Origin of the sequence: Microbacterium testaceum StLB037, from assembly GCF_008763945.1 — a bacterium.
Taxonomy (GTDB): domain Bacteria; phylum Actinomycetota; class Actinomycetes; order Actinomycetales; family Microbacteriaceae; genus Microbacterium; species Microbacterium testaceum_G.
Genome location: NZ_VTQH01000002.1, coordinates 125,974 through 151,635, shown reverse-complemented (window position 1 = coordinate 151,635; position 25,662 = coordinate 125,974). Strand labels below are relative to the sequence as shown.

20 protein-coding genes and 1 tRNA gene are annotated in these 25,662 nt (G+C 68.9%); 15 read left to right on the top strand and 6 right to left on the bottom strand.

From position 1 onward, the window contains the following. Nucleotides 1-10: 10 nt before the first annotated feature. The 5 genes from gltB to F9B98_RS09330 all read left to right on the top strand — a co-directional run bounded on the left by gltB (nt 11) and on the right by F9B98_RS09330 (nt 8,410). A complete protein-coding gene (gltB, locus tag F9B98_RS09350) occupies nt 11-4,588 on the top strand; it encodes a glutamate synthase large subunit (RefSeq protein ID WP_150956407.1) in 4,578 nt (1,525 codons plus the stop codon). Continuing rightward, the gene (locus F9B98_RS09345; protein ID WP_150956404.1) at nt 4,581-6,047 is read left to right on the top strand and encodes a glutamate synthase subunit beta; all 1,467 of its coding nucleotides are present in this window, start codon (nt 4,581-4,583) and stop codon (nt 6,045-6,047) included. Before gltB ends, F9B98_RS09345 begins: the two co-directional genes overlap by 8 nt. Nucleotides 6,048-6,102: 55 nt before the next feature. Further along, nucleotides 6,103-7,548, top strand: a complete 1,446-nt coding sequence (gene pyk / locus F9B98_RS09340; RefSeq protein ID WP_150956401.1) for a pyruvate kinase — start codon at nt 6,103-6,105, stop codon at nt 7,546-7,548. A gap of 89 nt (nt 7,549-7,637) precedes the next feature. Continuing rightward, a tRNA-Leu gene (locus F9B98_RS09335) sits at nt 7,638-7,718 on the top strand. 71 nt (nt 7,719-7,789) lie between these two features. After that, nucleotides 7,790-8,410 (top strand): ANTAR domain-containing response regulator, encoded by a 621-nt coding sequence (locus tag F9B98_RS09330; protein ID WP_056231849.1) that lies wholly within the window; start codon nt 7,790-7,792, stop codon nt 8,408-8,410. Between the two features lie 74 nt (nt 8,411-8,484). On the opposite strand, the gene F9B98_RS09325 is transcribed toward F9B98_RS09330, so the two are convergent. After that, nucleotides 8,485-8,916, bottom strand: coding sequence for a hotdog fold thioesterase (locus tag F9B98_RS09325; RefSeq protein WP_150956398.1), 432 nt, complete (start codon nt 8,914-8,916; stop codon nt 8,485-8,487). 60 nt (nt 8,917-8,976) lie between these two features. On the opposite strand from F9B98_RS09325, the gene polA reads away from it, so the two are divergent. From polA to F9B98_RS09295, 6 genes are all read left to right on the top strand, one after another. Beyond that, on the top strand, nt 8,977-11,613 hold the full coding sequence (gene polA / locus F9B98_RS09320) for a DNA polymerase I (protein ID WP_150956395.1): 2,637 nt from the start codon (nt 8,977-8,979) through the stop codon (nt 11,611-11,613). Nucleotides 11,614-11,739: 126 nt separating this feature from the next. Next, nucleotides 11,740-13,416, top strand: a complete 1,677-nt coding sequence (locus F9B98_RS09315) for a DUF885 domain-containing protein (RefSeq protein WP_150956392.1) — start codon at nt 11,740-11,742, stop codon at nt 13,414-13,416. A gap of 98 nt (nt 13,417-13,514) precedes the next feature. Further along, nucleotides 13,515-14,585 (top strand): LLM class flavin-dependent oxidoreductase, encoded by a 1,071-nt coding sequence (locus tag F9B98_RS09310; protein ID WP_150956389.1) that lies wholly within the window; start codon nt 13,515-13,517, stop codon nt 14,583-14,585. Then, complete coding sequence (locus tag F9B98_RS09305) at nt 14,582-15,916, top strand: MFS transporter (RefSeq protein ID WP_150956386.1); 1,335 nt, start codon at nt 14,582-14,584, stop codon at nt 15,914-15,916. The genes F9B98_RS09310 and F9B98_RS09305 overlap by 4 nt, the downstream gene beginning before the upstream one ends. A 130-nt stretch (nt 15,917-16,046) precedes the next feature. After that, nucleotides 16,047-16,811: an SGNH/GDSL hydrolase family protein gene (locus F9B98_RS09300; protein ID WP_150956383.1), complete on the top strand. Its 765-nt coding sequence runs from the start codon at nt 16,047-16,049 to the stop codon at nt 16,809-16,811. Nucleotides 16,812-16,942: 131 nt separating this feature from the next. Continuing rightward, nucleotides 16,943-17,446: a hypothetical protein gene (locus tag F9B98_RS09295; RefSeq protein WP_150956380.1), complete on the top strand. Its 504-nt coding sequence runs from the start codon at nt 16,943-16,945 to the stop codon at nt 17,444-17,446. Nucleotides 17,447-17,489: 43 nt separating this feature from the next. Here the strand turns inward: F9B98_RS09295 and F9B98_RS09290 are convergent, their stop codons facing one another. Next, on the bottom strand, nt 17,490-18,554 hold the full coding sequence (locus tag F9B98_RS09290; RefSeq protein ID WP_150956377.1) for a hypothetical protein: 1,065 nt from the start codon (nt 18,552-18,554) through the stop codon (nt 17,490-17,492). A gap of 74 nt (nt 18,555-18,628) precedes the next feature. Between F9B98_RS09290 and F9B98_RS09285 the strand changes: the two genes are divergently transcribed. Together F9B98_RS09285 and F9B98_RS09280 are read left to right on the top strand one after the other, a co-directional pair. Beyond that, nucleotides 18,629-19,438 (top strand): SDR family oxidoreductase, encoded by an 810-nt coding sequence (locus F9B98_RS09285; RefSeq protein ID WP_150956374.1) that lies wholly within the window; start codon nt 18,629-18,631, stop codon nt 19,436-19,438. Nucleotides 19,439-19,473: 35 nt separating this feature from the next. Then, nucleotides 19,474-20,031: a DUF6578 domain-containing protein gene (locus tag F9B98_RS09280; protein ID WP_150956371.1), complete on the top strand. Its 558-nt coding sequence runs from the start codon at nt 19,474-19,476 to the stop codon at nt 20,029-20,031. Here the strand turns inward: F9B98_RS09280 and F9B98_RS09275 are convergent. The 3 genes from F9B98_RS09275 to F9B98_RS09265 all read right to left on the bottom strand — a co-directional run bounded on the left by F9B98_RS09275 (nt 20,028) and on the right by F9B98_RS09265 (nt 22,725). Next, complete coding sequence (locus F9B98_RS09275; protein ID WP_150956368.1) at nt 20,028-20,573, bottom strand: hypothetical protein; 546 nt, start codon at nt 20,571-20,573, stop codon at nt 20,028-20,030. The genes F9B98_RS09280 and F9B98_RS09275 overlap by 4 nt on opposite strands. A 15-nt stretch (nt 20,574-20,588) precedes the next feature. After that, entirely contained in the window at nt 20,589-21,368 is a 780-nt protein-coding gene (locus F9B98_RS09270) for an SDR family NAD(P)-dependent oxidoreductase (protein ID WP_150957767.1), read from the bottom strand. Nucleotides 21,369-21,612: 244 nt separating this feature from the next. Beyond that, nucleotides 21,613-22,725 carry a fatty acid desaturase family protein gene (locus tag F9B98_RS09265; protein WP_150956365.1) on the bottom strand — a complete coding sequence of 371 codons (1,113 nt, stop codon included), beginning with the start codon at nt 22,723-22,725 and terminating at the stop codon, nt 21,613-21,615. A gap of 602 nt (nt 22,726-23,327) precedes the next feature. Here F9B98_RS09265 and F9B98_RS09260 point away from each other — a divergent pair. Together F9B98_RS09260 and F9B98_RS09255 are read left to right on the top strand one after the other, a co-directional pair. After that, nucleotides 23,328-23,678 (top strand): hypothetical protein, encoded by a 351-nt coding sequence (locus F9B98_RS09260; protein ID WP_150956361.1) that lies wholly within the window; start codon nt 23,328-23,330, stop codon nt 23,676-23,678. A gap of 497 nt (nt 23,679-24,175) precedes the next feature. Continuing rightward, the gene (locus F9B98_RS09255) at nt 24,176-24,634 is read left to right on the top strand and encodes a hypothetical protein (protein WP_150956358.1); all 459 of its coding nucleotides are present in this window, start codon (nt 24,176-24,178) and stop codon (nt 24,632-24,634) included. 165 nt (nt 24,635-24,799) lie between these two features. Here F9B98_RS09255 and F9B98_RS09250 read toward each other — a convergent pair whose 3' ends face one another. Continuing rightward, on the bottom strand, nt 24,800-25,582 hold the full coding sequence (locus F9B98_RS09250; protein WP_150956356.1) for a dienelactone hydrolase family protein: 783 nt from the start codon (nt 25,580-25,582) through the stop codon (nt 24,800-24,802). Between the last annotated feature and the right edge of the window lie 80 nt (nt 25,583-25,662).

Here is a 25,662-nt window from a genome sequence, read left to right as displayed (position 1 = left end):
GACGGTTGATATGGCTTCCAGCCTGCGTTCCGACACCGTCGGAGGCGCATTCCCCGCCCGCCAGGGAATGTACGACCCGTCGTTCGAGAAAGACGCCTGTGGCCTCGCCATGGTCGCCACTCTCCGCGGCGAAGCCGGACACGACATCATCGATCTGGCGCTGACCGCGCTGCGCAACCTCGAGCACCGCGGCGCCATCGGTTCGGATGCGGGTACCGGTGACGGTGCCGGCATCCTGACCCAGATGCCCGACGCGTTCCTGCGCGCGGTGGTCGACTTCGACCTGCCGCCGGTGGGGGAGTACGCCGCGGGCATGGTGTTCCTGCCTCTCGGTCACGACGAGCGCGCCGCGATGAAGGCGGGAATCGAAGAGATCGCCCGTCACGAGAACCTCGAGGTGCTCGGGTGGCGCGAGGTGCCCGTCGAGCCCGAGAACCTCGGCAAGCTCGCCTACGAGGCACGGCCCGCGTTCGAGCAGCTCTTCGTCTCGCGTCCGGCGACCGGCGACCAGCCGACCCTGTCGGGGATCGCCCTCGACCGCCGCGTCTACCGTCTGCGCAAGCGCGCGCGTCACGAGCTCGAGGCCTACTTCGTGTCGCTGTCCAGCCGCACGCTCGGCTACAAGGGCATGGTCACCACGCTCCAGCTCGAGCCGTTCTACCCCGACCTGCAGGACGAGCGCTTCGCATCCGAGCTCGCCGTCGTGCACTCGCGCTACTCGACGAACACGTTCCCGTCGTGGCCGCTCGCGCAGCCGCTGCGCATGCTCGCGCACAACGGCGAGATCAACACCGTCAAGGGCAACCGCAACTGGATGCGCGCGCGCCAGTCGCAGCTCGAGTCCGAGCTGATCGGCGACATCCGCCCGCTGCTTCCCATCTGCACCGACGGCGCCAGCGACTCGGCATCCTTCGACGAGGTCCTCGAGCTGCTCACCCTGACCGGCCGAAGCCTGCCCCACGCGATCATGATGATGGTCCCCGAGGCGTACGAGAAGCAGGCGACGATCGACCCCGCCCTGCGCGCCTTCTACGACTTCCACTCCATGCAGATGGAGCCGTGGGACGGACCCGCCGCGCTGATCTTCACCGACGGCACGCTCGTCGGCGCGACGCTCGACCGCAACGGCCTGCGCCCGGGGCGTTGGACCGAGACCACCGATGGCCTCGTCGTCATCGGCTCCGAGACCGGCGTGCTCGACTTCGCGCCCGAGCGCATCAAGCGCCGCGGCCGGCTGCAGCCCGGTCGCATGTTCCTCGTGGACACGGCCCAGCGCCGCATCGTCGAAGACGAGGAGATCAAGGCCGACCTGGCCGCCCTCCACCCGTGGGGGGAATGGGTCGACAAGGGCCGGGTCAAGCTCAGCGAGCTGCCCGAGCGCGAGCACATCGTGCACCCCATCGCCTCGATCACGCGTCGTCAGCGCACCTTCGGCTACACCGAAGAAGAAGTGCGCATCCTGCTCACCCCGATGGGCCAGGGCGGCGCCGAGCCGCTGGGCGCCATGGGCAGCGACGCTCCCGTCGCCGTGCTCAGCGACCGCCCGCGCCTGCTGTTCGACTACTTCTCGCAGCAGTTCGCGCAGGTCACCAACCCGCCCCTGGACTCGATCCGCGAAGAGGTCGTGACCTCGCTCTCCCTGGGCCTCGGCCCCGAGCGCAACCTGCTCGACTGGGGTCCGGATCACACCCGCACGGTGACGCTCGACTTCCCCGTGATAGACAACGACGAGCTGGCCAAGATCCAACACATCGACACGGCCCTGCCGGGCCGTTCGTCGGTGACGATCCGCGGCCTCTACCGCGTCGAGGCCGGGCACAAGGGGCTGCAGAAGCGCCTCACGCAGATGTGCTCCGAGGTCGACCAGGCCATCGAGGACGGCGCCGAGTTCATCGTGCTCAGCGACCGTGACTCGAACAAAGACCTGGCTCCGATCCCGTCGCTGCTCATGCTCGCGGCCGTGCACCACCACCTCATCCGCAGAGAGACCCGCATGAAGGTCGGTCTCGTGGTCGAGGCGGGCGACGTCCGCGAGGTGCACCACGTGGCGACGCTCATCGGCTACGGCGCCTCGGCGGTCAACCCGTACCTGGCGATGGAGACCGTCGAGTACCTCGTGCGCGCCGGCTTCATCACGAACGTCACGCCCGAGAAGGCCGTCAAGAACCTGATCTACGCGCTCGGCAAGGGCGTGCTGAAGATCATGTCGAAGATGGGCATCTCCACCGTGTCGTCGTACGCCGGCGCCCAGGTGTTCGAAGCGGTTGGCCTGTCGCGCGACTTCATCGACGCCTACTTCACCGGGACCGAGACCAAGCTCGGCGGCGTGGGCCTCGACGTCATCGCGGCCGAGAACGCCGCGCGCCACGAGTACGCCTACCCGCAGGACGCGGCGGCCCGCGCGCACGAGCGCCTGTGGACCGGCGGCGAGTACCAGTGGCGCCGCGACGGCGCCCCGCACCTGTTCAATCCCGACACGGTGTTCCGCCTGCAGCACGCCACGCGCGAGCGCCGGTACGACATCTTCCGCGAGTACACGCAGCTCATCGACGACCAGGCGCACGAGCTCAAGACGCTCCGCGGTCTGTTCGGCCTGCGCACGGGCACCCGCCCCGCCGTGCCGATCGACGAGGTCGAGCCCGTCTCGGCGATCGTCAAGCGCTTCTCGACCGGCGCCATGAGCTACGGCTCGATCTCGAAGGAGGCGCACGAGGTGCTCGCGGTGGCGATGAACCGCATCGGCGGCAAGTCGAACACCGGCGAGGGCGGAGAAGACGTCGACCGGCTTCTCGACCCCGAGCGTCGCAGTGCGATCAAGCAGGTGGCATCCGGTCGCTTCGGTGTGACGAGCCTGTACCTGACCCAGGCCGACGACATCCAGATCAAGCTCGCCCAGGGCGCCAAGCCCGGCGAAGGCGGTCAGCTGCCGCCGACGAAGGTGTACCCGTGGGTGGCGCGCACGCGTCACGCGACCGCGGGTGTGGGTCTCATCTCGCCGCCGCCGCACCACGACATCTACTCGATCGAAGACCTCAAGCAGCTCATCTTCGACCTCAAGCGCGCCAACCCCTCGGCCCGCATCCACACCAAGCTGGTGAGCCAGTCGGGTATCGGTGCGGTCGCCGCGGGTGTCGCCAAGGCGCTGAGCGACGTCATCCTGGTCTCGGGCCAGGACGGCGGCACGGGCGCGAGCCCGATGAACTCGCTCAAGCACGCGGGCACGCCGTGGGAGCTGGGCCTGGCCGAGACGCAGCAGACGCTCATGCTCAACGGCATGCGCGACCGCGTGGTCGTACAGGTCGACGGACAGATGAAGACCGGTCGCGACGTGATCATCGGCGCCCTCCTGGGGGCGGAGGAGTTCGGTTTCGCCACGGCTCCGCTCGTGGTCTCGGGCTGCATCATGATGCGCGTGTGCCACCTCGACACCTGCCCCGTGGGGGTCGCGACGCAGAACCCCGTCCTGCGCGAGCGCTTCACCGGCAAGGCCGAGTACATCGTCAACTTCATGGAGTTCATCGCTCAAGAAGTGCGCGAGTACCTCGCCGCGATGGGCTACCGCTCGATCGACGAGATCGTGGGTCGTTCGGAGCTGCTGGATGCCAACGAGGCGATCCAGCACTGGAAGGCTCGGGGCCTCGACCTCGCGCCGATCCTCGAGGGACCCCGCTTCGCCGAGGACGAGCCCCGTCGCCACGCGCGCAACCAGGACCACGAACTCGAGGACCACTTCGACGTGCAGCTCATCGAGCGCGCGCAGGACGTCATCGCCGGCGGCGGTCAGCTCACGATCGACCTGCCGATCCGCAACACCGCCCGCGCGGTGGGGACCATGCTCGGCCACCACGTCACCAAGGCGCGGGGCGAGCACGGTCTGCCGGAGAACTCGATCGACGTGCGCCTGACGGGTTCGGCCGGACAGTCGTTCGGCGCGTTCATGCCCGCGGGCATCACGCTGCGTCTCGAGGGCGACTCGAACGACTACGTCGGCAAGGGTCTCTCGGGCGGAACGATCGTCGTGCGCCCGCCGCGCGGCTCGAGCTTCGCCGCGTCCGAGAACGTCATCGCCGGAAACGTCATCGGCTACGGCGCCACCCAGGGACAGATGTTCCTCAACGGCGTCGTGGGCGAGCGCTTCCTCGTGCGCAACTCGGGCGCCACCGCGGTGGTCGAAGGCGTGGGCGACCACGCGCTCGAGTACATGACGGGCGGTCTCGCCGTGATCCTCGGCGCCACGGGCCGCAACCTCGGCGCCGGTATGTCGGGCGGTCAGGCCTACGTCTACAAGCTCGACCGCGATCTGGTGAACCGTGAGGCCATGGCATCCGGTGAACTCGTGCTCGGTTCCCTCGGATCGGGGGATGCCGAGATCCTCCGCGACCTGCTCGAAAAGCACGTCGCAGAGACCGATTCCACGCTCGCACGTCGTCTGCTCGACGACTTCGAGACCGAGGTGGACAACTTCGTCCGGGTGCTGCCGCGCGACTACGCCGCTGTGCTGCAGACCCGCCAGGAGGCGGTCACCGAGGGGCTCGACCCCGACGGCGACGTCGTCTGGAAGCGCATTCTGGAGGTGACGGGTGGCTGACCCGAAGGGCTTTCTCAAGGTCACGGAGCGCGAGCTCCCCAAGCGCCGGCCCGTGCCGGTGCGCATCATGGACTGGAAAGAGGTGTACGAGCCGGGGGATTCGGCCGTCATCAAGCGCCAGGCCGGTCGCTGCATGGACTGCGGCATCCCGTTCTGCCACAAGGGCTGCCCGCTCGGGAACCTCATTCCCGAGTGGAACGACCTCACGTGGCGCGGCGAGGGCCGCGCGGCCATCGAGCGCCTGCACGCGACCAACAACTTCCCGGAGTTCACCGGTCGGTTGTGCCCCGCGCCGTGCGAGAGCTCGTGCGTGCTCGGCATCAACCAGCCGGCGGTGACGATCAAGCAGGTCGAGGTCTCGATCATCGACGAGGCGTTCGGCAACGGCTGGGTCGAGCCCGAGCCGCCGGAGCGCCTGACCGGCAAGACGGTCGCCGTCGTGGGCTCCGGCCCCGCCGGCCTCGCCGCCGCCCAGCAGCTCACGCGCGCCGGGCACACGGTCGCGGTGTTCGAGCGCGACGACCGCATCGGCGGTCTGCTGCGTTACGGCATCCCCGACTTCAAGATGGAGAAGCGCCACCTCGAGCTGCGCCTGCGCCAGATGCAGGCCGAGGGCACGCGCTTCCGCGCCGGCGTCGAGATCGGCAAGGACGTCTCGTGGAGCGACCTGCGGGCGCGCTACGACGCCGTCGTGGTGGCCACCGGCGCCACGGTGCCGCGCGACCTCGCGATCCCCGGCCGCGACCTCGACGGCGTGCACTACGCCATGGAGTACCTCATCGAGGGCAACAAGGCCGTCGCCGGCGACCAGGTGCCGCACCAGATCACCGCCGAAGGCAAGCACGTCGTCGTCATCGGTGGTGGCGACACCGGAGCCGACTGCATCGGCACCGCGCACCGCCAGGGTGCGCTGAGCGTGACCAACCTCGCGATCGGCAAGCAGCCTCCGTCCGAGCGCCCGGCCGAGCAGCCGTGGCCGATGATGCCGAACCTGTTCGAGATGGCATCCGCCCACGAAGAGGGCGGGGAGCGCTCCTTCCTCGCCTCGACCGTGGAGTTCCTCGGCAACGCCGCGGGCGAGGTGCGCGCGCTGCGCGTGGCCGAGACCGAGTACGTCGACGGCCGCCGGGTGCCCAAGAGCGGCACCGAGCGCGAGATCCCGGCCGACCTGGTGCTCATCGCGATGGGCTTCACCGGCCCCGAGCGCGAGCACCTCGAGAGCCAGCTGGGCACGCAGTTCACGGGCCGCGGCAACGTGGAGCGCGACGCGACCTACGCCACCAGCACCCCGGGGGTGTTCGTCGCCGGAGACGCCGGTCGTGGACAGTCCCTCATCGTGTGGGCCATCGCCGAGGGCCGCGCGGCCGCCGCCGAGGTCGACACGTTCCTCATGGGCGAGACGGTGCTGCCCGCACCGGTGCGCCCGACCGATGTCGCCATCGGCCTCCTGCCCGCCTAAGCTGGCAAGGGCCGATCGGCCACTTCCCGAAAATCCTCACGGAGCTTGAAAACGGATGAGACGCGCCAAGATCGTCGCAACACTCGGGCCCGCCACGTCGTCGTATGAGATGGTTCGCGCCATCATCGACGCCGGGGTGGACGTCGCCCGCCTGAACCTGAGCCACGGAGACTACTCCGTGCACGACGCCAACTTCGCCAACGTGCGAAAGGCCGCAGAGGACGCCGGCCGCCCGGTCGCCGCCCTCGTCGACTTGCAGGGCCCGAAGATCCGCCTCGGCAAGTTCGAGAACGGTCCCCACGACCTGCTCCCCGGCGACATCTTCAAGATCACCGTCGAGGACATCCTCGGCACCAAGGAGATCGTCGGCACGACCTTCAAGGGTCTGCCCCAGGACGTCCGCCCCGGCGACTTCCTGCTCATCGACGACGGCAAGGTGCGCGTCGAGGTCGTCGAGACCGACGGCACCGTCGTCACCACCAAGGTCGTCGTCGGCGGCCCGGTCTCGAACAACAAGGGCATCAACCTGCCCGGCGTGGCCGTGAACGTCCCCGCCCTGAGCGAGAAGGACGAGGCGGACCTCCGCTGGGGCCTGAACGCCGGCGCCGACCTCATCGCCCTCTCGTTCGTCCGCGACGCCAAGGACATCGAGCGCGTGCACGAGATCATGGCCGAGGAGGGACGCTACATCCCCGTCATCGCCAAGATCGAGAAGCCGCAGGCGGTCGACAACCTCGAGGAGATCATCGACGCCTTCGACGGCATCATGGTCGCCCGTGGCGACCTCGGCGTCGAGCTGCCGCTCGAGGCCGTGCCGATCGTGCAGAAGCGCGCCGTGGAGCTGGCCCGCCGCATGGCGAAGCCCGTCATCGTCGCGACGCAGATGCTCGAGTCGATGATCAACAGCCCGGTGCCCACCCGCGCCGAGACCAGCGACGTCGCCAACGCCGTCCTCGACGGCGCGGACGCCGTCATGCTCTCGGGCGAGACGAGCGTCGGCGACTACCCGGTCGTGGTCGTCGAGACCATGGCCCGCATCGTCGCCTCGACCGAGGAGCACGGACTGGAGCGCATCGCACCCCTGACCAACAAGCCCCGCACGCAGGGTGGCGCCATCACCCTCGCCGCCGTCGAGGTGGCCGACTTCGTCGAGGCGAAGTACCTCTGCGTCTTCACCGAATCGGGCGACTCGGCTCGCCGCATGTCGCGTCTGCGCTCGACCATCCCGATGATCGCGTTCACGCCCGAGCCCGGCATCCGCCGCCGCCTGGCGCTGACCTGGGGCGTGCGTTCGACCCTGGTCGAGCACGTGTCGCACACCGACAAGATGTTCCTGCAGGTCGACGACTACCTGCTCACGAACAAGCTGGCCGAGGTGGGTGACAAGGTCGTCGTGATCTCGGGTTCCCCTCCCGGAATCGCGGGCTCGACGAACGACCTGCGCGTGCACCGCGTCGGCGACGCCGTCCACGGCGCGGCCCCGGTCTACAAAGAGGTCTGATCCTCGATGACGCGCGCCGGGTTCGCCCGGCGCGCGTCTTCGCGTTCCCGCTCCGGCCCCACCGCCGGTAGGTTGGGAACGTAACACCTGCCGGTGTGGCGGAATGGCAGACGCGGGGCACTCAAAATGCTCTGTCGAAAGACGTGTGGGTTCGAGTCCCACCACCGGTACCCGTAACAGCACCCGAGCGATGGGGGCTGCGATCCGGGGCTTCGAGCCCCCGCAGACTTAGGATGGTTCCGTGACTGATCAAGAAGCCGTTCCGGCCAGCGCTCCGGCCGCCCCCCGACGCGTCGTCGTCGCGGAAGACGAGTCGCTCATCCGCCTCGACATCGTCGAGATCCTCCGCGACAACGGCTTCGACGTCGTGGGCGAGGCCGGCGACGGCGAGACCGCCGTGCAGCTGGCCACCGAGCTGCGTCCCGATCTCGTGATCATGGACGTCAAGATGCCGCAGCTCGACGGCATCAGCGCCGCCGAAAAGCTCAGCAAGAACCACATCGCCCCCGTGGTGCTGCTCACCGCCTTCAGCCAGAAGGAGCTCGTCGAGCGCGCCAGCGAGGCCGGCGCCCTGGCCTACGTCGTCAAGCCCTTCACCCCGAACGACCTGCTGCCCGCGATCGAGATCGCCCTGGCCCGCTACGAGCAGATCATCACGCTCGAAGCCGAGGTCGCCGACATGGTCGAGCGGTTCGAGACGCGCAAGCTCGTCGACCGCGCCAAGGGCCTGCTCAACGAGAAGATGGGCCTGTCCGAGCCCGAGGCCTTCCGCTGGATCCAGAAGGCGTCGATGGACCGCCGCCTCACCATGCAGGACGTCGCCAAGGCGATCATCGAGCAGCTGGCCCCCAAGAAGGGCTGAGCGAGACTCTTCGCGAGATGGATGCCACGTCAGTGGCATCCATTTCTCGTTTCTGTCGCGAGCGTCAGGGGCGCTCAGCGCGCGGGGGCGTCCTTGATCATGTTCGTGATGCGAATGGTCGAGCAGCGGCGACCCTGCTCATCGGACACGGCGATCTCGTGCACGGTCAGCGAGCGGCCGAGGTGCACGGGCGTGCAGACGCCCGTGACGATCCCCGAGGTGGCGGAGCGCGTGTGCGTGGCGTTGATGTCGATGCCGACCGCGAGCTTGCCGGAGCCGGCGTAGAGGTTGGCCGCCATCGATCCGAGCGACTCGCCGAGCACGACGTAGGCCCCGCCGTGCATCAGGCCGACCGGTTGCGTGTTGCCCTCGACCGGCATGGTCGCGACGCTGCGCTCGACCGAGAACTCGACCCACTCGATGCCCATCTTCTCGGCGAGGGCGCCCATTCCGCGCTGCTTCGCCCAGTCGAGGCCGGAGGTCGTGTCGGGGGTCGTGGAGCTCATCATCGCCTTCGATCGGGCCGGGGCCGGGGGAGTGTCCGTGGTTCTCGTTACGCTGGAGGGGTGACGGATGCCGAAAAGCCTACTCTCCTCGTCGTCGACGGCCATTCGCTGGCGTACCGGGCGTTCTACGCCCTGCCGGTCGACAACTTCTCGACGAAGGACGGCCAGCACACCAACGGCATCTACGGCTTCCTGTCGATGTTCGTGAACCTCGTCAAGGCCGAGAAGCCCACGCACCTCGCCGTCGCCTTCGACACCTCGCGGCAGTCGTTCCGCACGCGCGAGTACGCCGAGTACAAGGCGAACCGCAGCGAGTCGCCGGCCGAGTTCAAGGGGCAGATCCCGCTCCTTCAGGACTGCCTCGAGGCCATGGGTGTACCCGTGCTGAAGAAAGAGGACTTCGAGGCCGACGACATCCTCGCCACCCTGGCCACGCAGGGGGCGGAGCAGGGCTTCGAGGTGCTCGTGTGCTCGGGCGACCGCGACACGATCCAGCTCGTCACCGACGACGTCACGCTGCTGTACCCCAATGTGCAGGGCGTGTCGCAGCTCAAGCGCTACGACACCGCGGCGGTCATAGAGAAGTACGGCCTGCCACCCGAGCAGTACCCCGACATCGCCGCCCTCGTGGGCGAGACCAGCGACAACCTGCCCGGGGTGCCCAAGGTGGGCGAGAAGACCGCGGTGAAGTGGCTGACGCAGTGGGGCTCGCTCGACGCCCTGCTCGAGAACGCCGACAAGGTCACCGGCGTCGTCGGCAACAACCTCCGCGAGCACCTCGACGGCGTACGCCGCAACCGCACCCTCAACCGCCTGCTCCGCGACGTCGAGCTGCCCGTCGGCCCCGGCGACCTGAAGATGCACCCCCTCGACGCCCAGGCGGTGCGCGACATCTTCGCCCGCCTCGAGTTCCGCACGCTGCTCCCGCGCGTGTTCGACGCCCTCGGCGGCGACGCCGGCGAGGTGGAGGAGCAGCGGCCCACCGCGACCGCCCCGACGCCCACGCGTCTCGACGCCGACGCCCTGGCATCCTGGGCCGAGGCGGCCGAAGGCTCGGTCGGGGTGACCGTCACGCTCGAGGGCTCGCAGCCCACGTCCGTCGGTCTCGCCTCCGCCGACGCGGCGGTCGAGGCCGAGTGGACGGATGCCGTGGGCGAGGCGCTCGCGTCGTGGCTGGCATCCGATGCCCCCAAGGTGTTCGCCGATGCGAAGCCGCAGATCAAGGCGCTCGCGCGGCGGGGCCTGACCGTCGGCGGGCTCGCCTTCGACGTCGTGCTGGCCGGGTGGCTCGTGCGCCCGAGCTTCCCCGACAAGACGCTCGGCGACCTCGTGGAGCGCGTGCTCGACGAGAAGCTCCCCGTCGCCGACCCCACCCAGCTCGTCCCCGAGACCGAGGGCGCGACCCCTGGCCAGCTGTCGTGGTTCACGCGGCGCGTGGCGGAGGCCCAGCGGGCCGAGCTTCCCGGTCGCGTCGCCGAGGTGCTCGACGATATCGAGCTGCCCACGCTCACGGCGCTTGCCGACATGGAGCTCGCGGGCGTCGCCGTCTCGCACGAGAAGCTGTCGGGTTTCTCGGCCGAGCTCGGATCCCGCGCCGACGCCCTCGCGCGCGACGCCTACGCCGCGATCGGTCACGAGGTGAACCTCGGCTCGCCCAAGCAGTTGCAAGAGGTGCTGTTCGACGAGCTGCAGCTGCCGAAGACCCGCAAGACGAAGAGCGGATACACCACGGATGCCGCGGCCCTCGCCGACCTGCAAGAGAGCGCGCCGCACCCCTTCCTCGACCTGCTGCTGCGCCACCGCGAGGCGACGAAGCTGAAGCAGATCATCGACGCGCTCGACACCGCGACCGGGCCCGATGGCCGCATCCACACCACGTACGTGCAGACCGGCAGCCAGACGGGGCGCCTGTCGAGCACCGACCCGAACCTGCAGAACATCCCGATCCGCACCGAGGAGAGCCGCCGCATCCGCGCGGCGTTCGTCGTGGGCGAGGGCTACGAGACCCTTCTCACCGCGGACTACTCGCAGATCGAGATGCGCATCATGGCCCACCTGTCGGGCGACCCGGGGCTCATCGAGGCCTTCAACTCCGGCGAAGACCTGCACCGCTTCGTCGGCGCCCGCGTTTTCGGCGTCGAGCCCGCCGACGTCACCCCCGCCATGCGCACGAAGGTCAAGGCGATGTCGTACGGCCTCGTCTACGGCCTGTCGGCATTCGGGCTGTCGAAGCAGCTGCGCATCGAGCAGTCCGAGGCCAAGAAGCTCATGCTCGAGTACTTCGCCCGCTTCGGTGCGGTGCGCGACTACCTGCGCGGCTCGGTCGAGCAGGCCCGTCAAGACGGCTACACCGAGACGATCTTCGGCCGGCGCCGCCCGTTCCCCGACCTCACGAGCATGAACCGCGTGCTCCGCGAGAACGCCGAGCGGGCCGCCTTGAACGCGCCCATCCAGGGCAGCGCCGCCGACATCATGAAGGTCGCTCTGTTCCGCATCCAGCGCGAGCTCGCCGAGGCAGGGCTCAGCTCGCGCGTGCTGCTGCAGATCCACGACGAGCTCGTCGTCGAGGTGGCGGCGGGGGAGTGGGATGCCGTGGAACAGATCGTCCGCGCGCGCATGGCCGACGCCGCCGACCTGTCGGTTCCGCTCGACGTGCAGATCGGACGCGGCGGCGACTGGGACGAGGCGGGGCACTGAGGCCGACGGCGCGGCATCCGGAACCTTCGATCGCGCGTCGTGCTCGTGCGCGTCGTGGCGCGTAGCGCCGGCATCCGGGACGAACCGGGGTGTGCGCACCCGCGACCGCTTCCCTAGGCTCGGAGAATGACAGACGCACAACGCACCCCCACGTCGATCGACACGATCGCGGACGTGTGGGTCGACACCCTGGCCCAGCGTGAGCCGACGCTCGCGACCTACATCGGACGCTTCGAGCACAACGGGCGTTTCGGCGACTACAGCCCCGAGGGCGCCGAGGCGCTCATCGCCGACGCGCGCGCGACCAAGGCGGCCCTCGACGCAGCCGAGCCGGTCGACGCCATCGACACCGTCACGAAGATGGACCTGGGCCGCGAGCTCGACCTCATGATCGAGCAGCACGAAGCGAAGACGCACCTGCGCGACCTGAACGTCATCGCATCGCCCGCGCAGGACATCCGCTCGACCTTCGACCTCATGCCGACGGCGACCACCGACGACTGGTCGACGATCTCCCAGCGGCTCAAGGCTCTGCCCGCGGCGATCGACGGTTACATCGCCACCCTCCGCCACGGCATCAGCGAGGGCATCGTCCCGGCCCGCCGTCAGGTCACCGAGGTCGTCATCCAGATCGCGCGGTACACCTACGACACGGGGTTCTTCGCCGAGTTCGTCGGCGACGCCGCTCCCGAGGAGGGCCAGCTGCCGGCATCCCTCGCTCGAGATCTCTCCACGCACTCCAACGCCGCGCGCGTCGCGTACGACGCGCTCGCGACGTTCCTGTCGTCGGAGCTGGCTCCCGCCGCGGGTGAAACCGATGCGGTCGGGCGCGAAATGTATGCGCTGCACTCGCGGCACTTCCTGGGCGCCGAGATCGACCTCGACGAGACCTACGACTGGGGCGTCGAAGAGCTCGCGCGCATGGTCGCCGAGCAGGAGGCCATCGCGAACGAGATCCTCCCCGGCGCGAGCGTCGAAGAGGCCGTGGCGTTCCTCGAGAAGGACGAGTCGCGCAAGCTGCGCGGAACCACGGCACTGCAGGAGTGGATGCAGCGCACGAGCGACAAGGCCGTCGAAGAGCTGGGCCGCACGCACTTCGACATCGCCGAGCCCATCCGCCACCTCGAGTGCATGATCGCCCCCACCAACGAGGGCGGGATCTATTACACCGGCCCGACCGACGACTTCTCGCGGCCGGGACGCATGTGGTGGTCGGTGCCCGAGGGCGTCGACACGTTCGACACCTGGCGCGAGCTGACGACGGTGTATCACGAGGGCGTTCCCGGTCACCACCTGCAGATCGCCCAGGCCGTGCACAACCGCGGCGAGCTCAACTCGTGGCGACGTCTGCTCGCCGGCACGAGCGGCCACGCCGAGGGCTGGGCGCTGTACGCCGAGCGCTTGATGGAGCAGCTCGGCTACCTCGACGACCCCGCCGACCGCCTCGGCATGCTGGACGGCCAGCGCATGCGCGCCGCCCGCGTGGTGCTCGACATCGGCGTGCACCTGCAGAAGCCGCGCCTGGACGGCACCGGCACGTGGGACCACGACTACGCCCTCGCGTTCATGCTGAAGAACGTCAACATGAGCGAGGAGTTCGTGCGCTTCGAGGTCAACCGCTACCTCGGGTGGCCGGGGCAGGCTCCGTCGTACAAGGTCGGCCAGCGCATCTGGGAGCAGGTGCGCGACGAGGAGCAGGAGCGCCGCGGCGCCGACTTCTCGATGAAGCAGTTCCACACCCGCGCCCTCGACATCGGCGGCGTCGGTCTCGACACGCTGCGTGCGGCCCTGGCATCCGCATGATCCTCCCGAGGGGCGTCGCTGCGGCGGCGCCCCTCGGCGATGCGGGGGAATACCCCGCGGTCGCGTAAAGTTCATTCATCCGAATGCAAGGAGACCCCATGGACGCCCGTTCCCTCGAGTTCGGCCTCGACACCTTCGGAGACATCTCTCGCGCCCCAGACGGGTCGCTGCTGTCCGACGCGCAGACCATCCGCAACGTCGTGGATCAGGCGGTCCTGGCCGACGAGGTCGGCCTGTCGTTCTTCGGCGTGGGGGAGCACCACCGTAAGGACTTCGCGGTCACGAGCCCCGAGATCGTGCTGGCCGCTGCGGCCGCCCGCACGAAGGAGATCCACCTCGGCACCGCGGTGACCGTGCTCTCGAGCGACGACCCCGTTCGTGTGTACGAGCGCTTCGCGACGCTGGATGCCATCTCGAACGGCCGCGCCGAGGTCATCCTCGGGCGGGGGTCGTTCATCGAGTCCTTCCCCCTCTTCGGCTACGACCTCGCCGACTACGAGCAGCTCTTCGAGGAGAAGCTCGAGCTGTTCTCGCACCTGCTGACCGAGAAGCCCGTCACCTGGTCGGGCCGCACGCGCGCGTCGCTCCAGGATGCCGATGTGTACCCGAAGACCGAGACCGGGCTGACCGCGTGGGTCGGCGTCGGCGGTTCTCCCGAGTCGGTGGTCCGCACCGCGCGCTACGGCTACGGCCTGGTCCTCGCGATCATCGGCGGGTCGGCGGCGCGCTTCCGCCCCTACGCCGACCTGTATCGCCGCTCGCTGGCCGAGCTCGGCAAGCCGCAGATGCCCATCTCGGTGCACTCTCCCGGCCACGTGGCTGAAACCGACGAGCAGGCGTGGGACGAGGCGTTCGAGGGCGTCGCCGAGCTCAACAACACGATCGGTCGCGAGCGCGGCTGGCCCGAGTACAACCGCATGCGCTTTCAGCACGACGTGAGCCCCGAGGGCTCGATGTACGTCGGCTCGCCCGAGACCGTCGCGCGCAAGATCGCCGCGACCGTGCGAGCGCTGGGCAACTCTCGCTTCCAGATGAAGATCGCGAGCGGATCGATCTCGCACGACCGGCTCCTATCGAGCATCGAGCTGTACGGCACCAAGGTGCGGCCCCTCGTCGAGGAGATGCTCGCCGAGACGCCCGCCTCGGTCGACGCTCCCGGCATCCGGTGACCACGACCACCGACACCATCCGGGTGTCCGAACGCCTCGACGCGCTGCCGTTCACCCGTCGTCACGGGCGGATCCTGGGCGGGTCGGGCCTGGGCTGGGCCCTGGATGCCATGGACGTGGGCCTCATCTCGTTCGTCATCGCGGCCCTCAGCGCGCAGTGGCAGCTGGCACCGACGCAAGCCTCGTGGATCGCCTCGGTCGGCTTCGCCGGCATGGCGATCGGGGCGAGCGTGGGCGGGCTGCTGGCCGACCGGTTCGGACGCCGTCACGTCTTCGCACTGACGCTGCTGGTGTACGGCGTGGCCACCGGGGCGAGCGCCCTGGTGGGCGGCCTCGCCGCACTCCTGGTCCTGCGCTTCGTCGTGGGCCTGGGGCTCGGGGCGGAGCTGCCGGTCGCCTCGACCTACGTGAGCGAGTTCGCACCCGCTCGCATGCGGGGGCGCCTCATCGTCCTCCTCGAGGCGTTCTGGGCCGTCGGCTGGACGGCCGCCGCGCTCATCGGCTACCTCGTGGTGCCCTCGTCGGCCGACGGCTGGCGCTGGGCGTTCGCCCTCGGCGCGATCCCCGCGGTGTACGCGCTGATCGTGCGGTGGGGTCTGCCCGAGTCGCCGCGATGGCTCGCCTCGCGCGGGCGCAACGCCGAGGCGGTCGTCATCGTGCGCGACCTGGAGGCCGCGGCCGGTCGCATCGCTCTCGAGGCGTCGACCGAGGGGGTCACGGCATCCGCTCCCGCTCCTCGTCCGCGCGTGGGCGCACTGTGGGCGCCGGCACTGCGGGCTCGTACGGCGGCCCTGTGGGTGCTGTGGTTCTGCGTGAACTTCTCCTACTACGGGGCGTTCATCTGGATCCCCACGATCCTCGTCGCCCAGGGCTACGACCTCGTGCGCTCGTTCGGATTCACGCTCATCATCACGCTCGCACAGCTACCCGGGTACGCCGTGGCCGCGTGGCTCATCGAGGCGTGGGGGCGGCGTGCGACGCTCGCGACATTCCTCGCCGGTTCTGCGGTCGCCGCGGTGCTCTTCGGTACGGCATCCGGTGAGGTCGCCGTGATCGCGGCGGGCATGGCGCTGTCGTTCTTCAACCTCGGCGCGTGGGGCGCGCTGTACGCCGCGACGCCCGAGACCTATCCCACCGCGCTGCGCGCGACGGGCGCCGGGTGGGCCGCGGGGGTCGGGCGGATCGCGTCGATCCTGGCGCCGCTCGCCGTGCCGCCGCTGCTCGGCCTCGGGGGAGCGCCGCTGCTGTTCGTCGTGTTCGCCGCGTTCTTCGCCGTCGCCGTGGGGGCGGCGCTCTTCCTGCGCGAGCAGCGCGGGCGGGCACTGGCCTAGGCCCGTCTCCGGCTTCGAGGCGGGTTTCGCCGGTGGGGCGTGAATTCTCCGCCCGGAGGACGGGATGCGCCCCGAACGCGTGTGTGTGGCGGGCGACGGCCCGGGCTGCGCTCCCGCGTAGGCTCGTGCCATGGCATCCGTCCGCTACGTCGCGATCGGCGACTCGTTCACCGAAGGCGTCGGCGATGAGCTGCCCGACGGAACCGTCCGAGGGTGGGCCGATCTGGCCGCGCAGGGATGGGCGGATGCCGCGGGCGAGCCGATCGCGTACGCGAACCTCGCGATCCGCGGCAAACTCATCGAGCCGATCGTCGCGCAGCAACTCGAGCCGGCGCTCGCGCTCAAGCCGACCCACCTGTCGTTCAACGGCGGCGGCAACGACATGCTGCGCCCGCGCACGGGAATCGATCGCATCGTCGACCTCTTCGACCACGTTCTGCGCCGCTGCGACGAAGAGGGGGTGCAGCTCATCGTGCTCTCGGGCGCGAACCCGTCGGCGGGGCTGCCGCTCGGCAAGGTCATCGAAGCGCGCGGCGACCGCCTGTCGCACGCGGTCGAGAAGCGCCTCGAGGCCCGACCCGACGTCATCACGGCCTACAACTGGTTCGATCGCGAGCTCGCGGGCGGAGAGTTCTGGTCGGTCGACCGCCTGCACATGAACGCGCGCGGCCACCATCGCGTGGCCGCACGGGTGATCGAGTCGGTCGGGCTCACACCGCCCGCCGAGTGGTGGCATCTGCGTGAGATTCCAGAGACCCAGCGCCTGAAGGGCACCGCCTACTACCGCGAGCACGTCGCCCCGTGGGTGCGGCGTCGACTCACCGGAACCTCCTCAGGCGACAACCGTCAGGCGAAGTTCGGCGGCGGCTGGGTGGAGCTCGCCCCACGCGGCTGAGGTCGGTCGAGGCGATGCTGGTCCGTGAGGTGCCCGGCAACGCGGACCACGGCCGATCTCGGCAGTCCCAGCTGATCTCGGATTCCCCCCGCGGGATACGCCCTCTGTGAGACTGTGCGCGGGGGGAACACATGAAGAGATCTGCTTTCGCTCTCACCGTCGCTCTGTCGCTCGCCGCCGTCACGGGGTGCGCGTCGAACACGACGGGGGCCGCCGAGCCGACGCCGACGCCGAGCGTGTCCGCGTCGTACGCGTGCCCGACGATGGAGGGCGTGAAACTGCCACCCGAGTGCGCTCCCTACGATCCGGATGCCGCGATGGCGGCGAACGAGCGATACCGCGACCGGATGGGCATCGACGACGAGGCGCGCGCGGCTGCCGAGGAGGCCTCGCCTGACATCGTCGCCGTCCTCCGGGCGGCCGCGGCCGAGACGCAGCTGTCTGCGGACGAGGTCGCCGCGCTGCTGGTCGAGGCCGGAGCGCTCTCGCCCCAGGTTCGTGCGGAAGCACGGACGGTGCTCTTCGCCGTCGCCGGGCCGAAGGGCGGCTGCCTCTTCGGTGAGGTGGCCGGAACGTCCGTGTCGGTCGAGGTCGGCGGCTACATCCTCGACGGTGGGTGTCTGCCCGCGCAGTGAGTCGCGAACAGCCGCGCCCCTGAAGTGACGGCATCGGCTCTCATCAGGGTGCGCGGCAGTCCGCCGTCAGCGAGAAGTGCAGCAGTCCGTCGATGCTCGAGCGATCGCGGGCCGATAGACGGACGACCCCGTTGTCCCGCAGGTCTTCCTGCATGGCGCGGTCCTTCGCGTAGCCCTCGGCGCTCCACGCATCGAGGATCGCCGCGTAGGAGGCGGCGTTGTCGTCTGTGCGGACGGTCATATCGTGGCTGGTCGTTCCGTCACACGGCAGGTCGGATGCCGCGGGCGCGGTCACCGGCACCCCCTCGGCATCCGTCATCGGCGTCCCTGCCGCGTCGATGGTCAGCTGCACCATGCGTGCGATCTCGTCGCGCGAGTCGGATGCGGGGGCTGGCGCGGGGCCCTCGTCGACCGTGGCGACCGGGGGAGGGGATGGGGACGGGGGAGCGGCCACCACGCCGCCGGCGACGCCGCACTCGGTTTCAGAGACCAGCCGAGGGAGGACGAAAGCCGGTTCGGTCGAGGTGCTGAGGCGCTCCTGCACGTTGTCGAAGGTGTTCCAGACCCGCAGCGTGTCGCCGTCGGTCACGGCGAGGTAGGACTGCTGTTGGAACGGCTTGTGCCCGTCATCGACCGATGTGCGGCCGACGGATGTGCCGATCACCCCGTCCACGCGGCGCACCTCGCCCGCGGCGAGGAAGAGAAAGCTGCGCTCGGTCACGACGTAACCGGTTTCGCATCCGTTCGCCACGATGGGGGTCACCGACTCGTCCGTGAGAGTGAAGCCGACAGCGGCCACCACTGCCGCCGCCGCGACGATCGCCCGGAGCGGCCCGAGCAGCACCCACCACCACCTGCGCGCGGGCACGGCGAAGACGATCACGCTCAGCGTCACCGTGGATGCCATGAGGCACGCAGCGACAAGCACGCCGCCCGTCCACGGCCCGACGACCACCTCGCGCCCGCCCGTACTGTCCACCGAAATGGGCATGACCACGAGGATCACCCCCGCGAACACCAGGTACGCCAGGCTCGCCACGACCGCTGTCCGGCGGCGCCCCGCGCTCACACCCCGCTCGGCGGCCGGCGCCCCCACGTCCACTGTCACATCGCCACCCTGGCAGCGCTGCCTGGACAACCCCCGCACACCGCGCCCATGGGTTCGAGGAGCAGACTGAGCACATGACTCTCGCGATCGTCACCGGCACCACCAGCGGCATAGGCCTGCACACCGCCATCCAGCTCGCACAGCAGGGGGTGACGGTCATCGCCACGGTCCGCGACACCGAACGCGCAGACGCCCTGCGCTCCGCGGCATCCGGAGCGGGTGTCGAGCTCGACATCCGGGCCTTGGACGTGACGGATGCCGAGGCCGCACGCGCCCTGATCGAAGCCGCGGGACCCGTGGACATCCTCGTCAACAACGCCGGGCGCGGCGCCGTGGGCACTCTCGAGCAGATGAGCGACGACGACCTGCAGGAGCAGCTCGAGACGAACTACCTCTCGGTCGCGCGCCTGACCCGTCTCGTCCTCCCCGGCATGCGCGAGCGGGGGAGTGGACGCATCGTCGCGGTCACCAGCGTCGGGGGAGCGGTGGGCCAGCCGTTCTCCGACGCGTACTGCGCCGCCAAATTCGCGGTGGAGGGTCTCATGCAGTCGCTCGCCCCGGTCGTCGCGCCCTTCGGCATCGACGTGTCGATCGTCGAGCCCGCCGCCGTCGCGTCGTCGTTCGTCGACTCGGTGCACCGGGCGGCTCCGGGGCCCTACGCCGAGCTGCAGCAGGCGTACCTGGACCGCGCGGCGACCTCGTTCGCCTCGGCGCAGTCGGCGGAGGATGCCGCGAAGACCATCGTCGAAGCCGCCACGACGTCCGCGCCGCGTTTCCGGTGGCAGACCTCGGATGCCGCAACCCGCTTCGCCGGCCTGTCGCTGGCCGATCTCGACGGGTCACGGGTGCTGGGGATGACGTCGGGGTGGGTGCGGCGCGACTGAACCGCTGCGCGCACGCCTCGGTTAGCGTGGGAGGCATGACGCGGGTCTGGCTGGATGCGACGGAGTGGGCGTGTTGCGGTGATCCGTTCAGCGTCGGCGATGACGTCGACTTCGTGATCGATCGATGGACGCCGTCCGCAGGATTCGTCCGAAGCCTCGGCGCCGAGCTGTCCGCGACGGTCGACGCCTTCGAGGCGCGGCATCCCGAAGGCCCTACCGACGATCGCGTGCGGGGACGGGTCACGAACGTGCGCATCGTCGTGCAGGAGAGCATCGACCGGTTCGACCTTCGGCGCCCCGGGCACGGTGCGCCTGCGGATGCCGAGATGCCGGCCGAAGGGGAGCCCTGGCCGTTCTCGGGCCGAGACCTCGGGAACGGGTTCTTGATCGGAACGCGCCCCTCGCGATGGGTGCTCGTGTCGGAGCCCGTGCCGGGGGCGGTCGAGCTGGTGCCCAGCGACACGGTCCCGGGGGAGCGGCCGGAGTCGGGCGAGGTGGTCTCGGACGACGACCTCGACGGGCCCGAGCCCGCCGAACAGCGTCGGCGCGTGCGCAGGGGGTGGCTCGTCGACGTCGACGAGACCGACCTCTAGGACGGCGTCGCCGCGGGCTCCCACGAGCACACGTCATCCACCATTTCGCTCACCGCCGACCGACTGTCGAGGCGCAGGACGGGCTTGCCGATCGTGGCCAGCCACCGGTCGTGCTCGGCGCGATTGCGACCGTCGAAGGCGGGATCGTCGTAGCCCTCGGCCCACGTCCGGAACGCGCGCCAGGCTTCGTCGTCGGGGGACAGGCCGCCGCGTCGTATGGTCTCGCGGGCCTCGAGCCGGCGGAGCCTCTCGGAGGGATCCAGCGCGAGGAAGACGATCGCATCGCACTCGGCGACGATCGACTCTCCCCATCCGAGCATCGACCCCGAGAGCACCCACGCGGGGCGCGCGGCGAAGATCTCGCGCATGAGCGCCACCCTGCGCGTCTCGTCTCGTTTCCGGGAGAACGGGGGAGTGGTCGGCATCCAGAAGTAGTCGTCGGCGTCGGCGTGCGGAACCGCCCAGCGCGCGGCCAGCGCGTGACCCAGCGTGGTGGTTCCGCTGCCGCTCGCGCCCAGGATGTGCACGCGGGAGGGACCCATCTCGCGGCCCTTCCGTCAGGGCAGGATGCTGTCGACGTACCCGCCGTCGACGCGCAGGGCACCGCCGGTGGTCGCCGAAGCCAGGGGAGAGGCGAGGTAGGTGACCATGTTCGCGATCTCCTCCGGCTCGATGAGCCGTTGGATGAGGGACTGCGGACGAGCGGTCTTCATGAACTCGCGCTGCGCGTCGTCCCAGGGGAGGTCCTTGTCGACCATTTCGTAGACGAAGTCCTCGACGCCCTCGGTGTGCGTGGGCCCGGCGATGACGGAGTTGACCGTGACGCCCGTTCCCGCCGCCGCCTTCGCGAAACCGCGGGACACGGCGAGTAGGGCGCTCTTCGAGGCGCCGTAATGGATCATCTCCTCGGGGATGACGACGGCGGAGTCGCTCGCGATGTTCAGCACCCGGCCCCAGCCGCGCTGCATCATCGCGGGGAGCGTGAGGCGGATGAGCCGGGCCGCGGACACGACGTTGGTGTCGAGGAAGCGAGTCCATTGCTCGTCGTCGATCTCGAGCGCCGGGGTGGAGCCGAAGATGCCGAGGTTGTTGACGAGGATGTCGACGTCGCCGGCGGCCTCGATCAGCTGCGCAGCGCCCTCCGCCGTGGTGACGTCGGCGGCAATGCCGCGGGCGCCTTCGCCGAGCTCGGCGGCGACGCGCTCGACCCGGTCGGGGTTGCGCCCGTTGACGACGACGTCGGCGCCGGCGTCGCGGAGGCGTCGGGCGATCGCCAGGCCGATTCCCTGCGTCGATCCGGTCACGGCCGCTGTCTTGCCAGCGAGGTCGATGGTGATGGTGCTGGTCATTCCGGTTTCCGCCTTTCGTCGTCTTCGACGCTACGTGGCCGGGCCGCGTCGCGCACGGGAGCGCCGTGCCGAATCGGGCGTCTTCGCGGTGCCGCTTCGGCGCCGCTGACCCGCCGCGCGTCGACGAGCTCGCAGGACACCCGGCGCGACTCAAACTGACATAATGTGCATTATCGGCTTTCCTGCATGCGGTCTTTCAGCCGTCTTCGACCTCTGTCATGCATGCTCGTGATTACGGCGCAAGTCGAGCCGAGGGTGACGTCATCGGACACTCGAACGGGTCGCGAGCGGCGAGCCCCACTCGGTTGAGGTAGCGAATGACGATGCCGTACGACTGCAGCAGCGTGGTCTCGACGTAGGGGACGTTGAGTGTCCGGCTGTGTTCTTTGACGATGGCGCGGGCTTTGCTGAGGTGCGGGCGCGGCATGTTCGGGAAGAGGTGGTGCTCGATCTGGTAGTTGAGGCCGCCCATGAGCCAGGTGGCCCACCAGCCGCCGGTGATGTTGCGCGAGGTGCGCACTTGCTTGCTGAAGAAGTCGAGCTTCGCGTCAGGGGCGATGACGGCCATGCCTTTGTGGTTCGGGGCGAATGACGCGCCCATGTAGACCCCGAACACGGCGAGTTGCACGCCGAGGAAGGCGAAGGCCATGCCGAGCGGCAGGAAGACGAACACGGGTCCCACGAAGAGCGCGAAGCGCGAGGCGATGAGACCTAGCTCGGTCCAACGGCCCTTGACCGGTTCCTTCGAGATCAAGTGGCGGAGGCCGATGACGTGCAGGTTCGCGCCTTCAAGGGTCAGCAGGGGGAAGAACGCCCACCCTTGACGCTGGGTGATCCAACGCTGCACGCCGCGCGCCTTCGCCGCGTCGACCTCGATGAACGAGATGGTGTCGATCTCGATGTCGGGGTCTTTGCCCACGCGGTTGGGGTTGGCGTGGTGGCGGGTGTGCTTTGAGGTCCACCACGACAGGCTCATTCCCACGACGCCGGCGGCGAGCCATAGCGCGAGTCGGTCGTTGGCCTTGCCCGAGGCGAAGATCTGCTTATGCGCGGCCTCGTGAGCGAGGAAGGCGACCTGGGTGAACAGGATGCCGAGAGCCGCGGCGATGAGCAGCTGGAACCAGCTGTCGCCGAGAAGGATGAAGCCGGTGACCGCGCCGCCGAAGCCGAGTGCGAGCGCCGCGCCGACAAAGGCATAGAAGCGGCTGGCACGAACGAGCAGACCCGTTTCGCGGACGACGTGCGAGAGCTCGGTGTAAGCCTTCGCGATCGGTGGAAAGTCGGTTGTCCCCTTATAGGTCTGGCGGATCGGTCCCATCCGGGATCCGATGGCGGGTGCAGGCATTGCGTGCTCCTTGGGTTGGGTGACCGTACCGGCCCGTAGCCGAAGGCGGATGCCGAGGACTTCTTCGTGACGCTACGTGGGGCGTATGCGTTCTAATGCATGTTCGTCGGTGCGAAACCCCGGTTTGACGGTGTTTCGGTGCGAGCTTGGCTCGAGGTACTCAGGCGATTGCCAGTCACCACGCTGGAAACCTGATTGACGCCGGCCACCGGCGGCGAGGGGACGCCGACTGAGCGTCCCGCGGGCACCCGAGCTCGTCGTCGCGGAGAGAGCTGTGCACCTTTCTGCTGTCGAAGTCGCCGGAGTGGAACCGCGCCAGCAGAGAACACGCTGCAGCGCCACGCGTTGCCGAACGATTTCAGATCCACCCGAGCAAACAAGAAGCCCCGTTGGGCCGACTTTTTCCCAGGAGCGCCACGTCCTCGCCGTTGAGGATCGGCTGCTGTCCCATCTGCGCGTCGTCATCGTGAACAAGCTGCGTCGACAAGAGCCGTTCATGCTCATGGCACCGCCACTCGCTGCACGGTGCGGTACGACGCCGCCAAAAGCAACCCACCCCTGAAAAACGCCGTTTGCATCTGCCTGCGCGCACACTGAGGTAGATGCGCGAGATTAGCTATGCGGGTGGGCATTTCACGACCACCGACGAAGTGGCAGACGCGCTGCTCAAGCTCGCCGTAGGACTTGCGAGGGTTGGCACATCTGAGCAAGTGGAGGTCCCCATTACTCGCGGCCATGATGCGCACGGCGTCGCGTGGCTGATGGTGGGTCTGGGGTCGTCAATCCTCAGCATGCCCTGCGACTGGAGCGGCGCGGAACCAGACTTCTCGGGACAAGCGACCATGATGCAGATGCATGACCTGTATCCGCGCGCCGCAACCACGTGGATTCAGGGTCCGAGTGCTGAGGGTGACGCTTCTGCTAACCAGTGGGATGACTATTACGGTCTCTGAACGCCAGGGCAGCCGCCGGCATCTCAGTACGTCACCCCGAGCTCCTCGAGGTGCAGCGCGGTCCGTTCATGTGCCTCGCAGCTGACCTCCCGACCGTCCCGCCATGAAACTCGTCGGACACTCTTCATCGTGTCATCGCCCAGACCGAAACGACGAACCTCGAATTCGACATTGACATCACCGACACCGGGGATTGTAAACGTCTCCATCTGACGCAGATTACGCCTACCTGCACACCCGAACACCACTCGCGCGGCAAGCATTGACAAAGACCCGAGAAAGTGCATCACGGTTCTGGGAGGAATTGTGCTGGACTGACCCCCATTTTTGGCCGAAGCAAGAGATGCGCGACGATGAAAAAAGAAAACCGACGGGGAAAATATATTCAGCGTAGTGTCGCAAACATGGCGCATCCCTGATCAATCGTCACGCGGCATCCCGGTACCCGATCACGCGCGCAGTCACCCTGTAGCGCTCCACCAGAAAAGACGTCTCGCATGAGCGAACCCATTTCCGCCAGCGCCAACTTCTCAGACATGCTCGGTCTCACGACCGTGCTGTCGGGCTCACTTCCCCCAACGCTCGGAACCTTGGACGCACCCGACAAGTACCAGGTCGACGCAGTATTCACTCGCCGCCCGACGTCAGAGGAAGTCATTGCGATCCATTCCGCCGCAACGAAAAAAGCTCTCGTGGCCGCTGGATATCCCGACGTCACCCTGCGGGTTTCTGACCGCCGCCTCGAAATTCGCGACACCACTCTCGAGCAGCTCGAAATGGGACTTGCTACTTTCCTGGCAGACTACTTGGCCCACATCACTGAGGAAATTCGCGAATACCAGGCAACGGCTCGAAAACTTGTCGAAGACGCAGCCAAGGTGGAAGGGTCGCGGTCCGAAGCAGTTGCAGCTCGGGCTGCTTTGATCAGATTTCAGGAATCGGGCGGCGTTCGCTAACATCCCGCGGCCCTCTCTGGAGCTCATGTTCCCGCACGGTCGCCGTCTCCCGTGGCCTCGGTCACCGCCGGACGCACCCTCGCCGCGTCCCGCGACGCCTGACGCCCGCAACACCAGATTCGCCCGCCACGGACCGCAATGCGAACCCGTGGCGGGCGAATCCTGTCACGCCCGCGCTTCGAACACTTCCGCGAGGAACGCCTTCATCGCCGCCCAACTGCGCCGCTCGGCGGTCGCCTGGAACTGCGCGCCCTGCTCGGGGGCATCGGCATCCGGGAGTGTGAAGGCGTGCATCGCGTTCGCGTACGACACCAGCTGCCAGTCGACCGACGGTGCCGTGCGCAGGTCGTTCTCGAAGGCGAGCATCGCGTCGTCGGGTGCGACCGGGTCGGCGGCACCGTGCAGCACGAGCAGCTTCGCGGTGATCCGCTCGGCCTCGCCCTCGGGGCCGGTGAGCAGGCCGCCGTGGAAGCTGACGACCGCGTCCACGTCCGCGCCCGTGCGCGCGAGCTCGAGCACCGACGACCCGCCGAAGCAGTATCCGATCGCCGCGGTGCGGTCGGCGGCGACCGACGGCTGCTCGCGCAGGTAGGCGAAAGCCTCGGTCAAACGTTTCCTCCACAGCGGACGGTCCTGGTAGAAACCGCCGGCCACTCCGGCCGCCTCTTCGGGCGATGGACGCACATCGGCGCCGTACACATCCGCCGCGAAGGCCGTGTACCCGAGGCGTGCCAGCATGTCGCAGCGCATGCGCACGTAGTCGGTCACCCCGAGCCAGTCATGCACGACCATGATCCCCGGGTGGCGCCCCTCCCCTGCCGGGCGGGCCAGGTATCCGCGGTAAGCGACACCGTCGGCTTCGTAGTCGACGTCGCCCGATTCGATTCCGGATGCCGGGAGGGGTTCGCGAGCGAGGATCTCGGTGAGGTTCGGGTCGTAGGTGTTCATTCCCGCGACGGTAGACCTCCTGCCTACGGACCAGCCGGGTCTTGTGGACGAGGTGTCGATGCCTCACGGCCTACACTCGG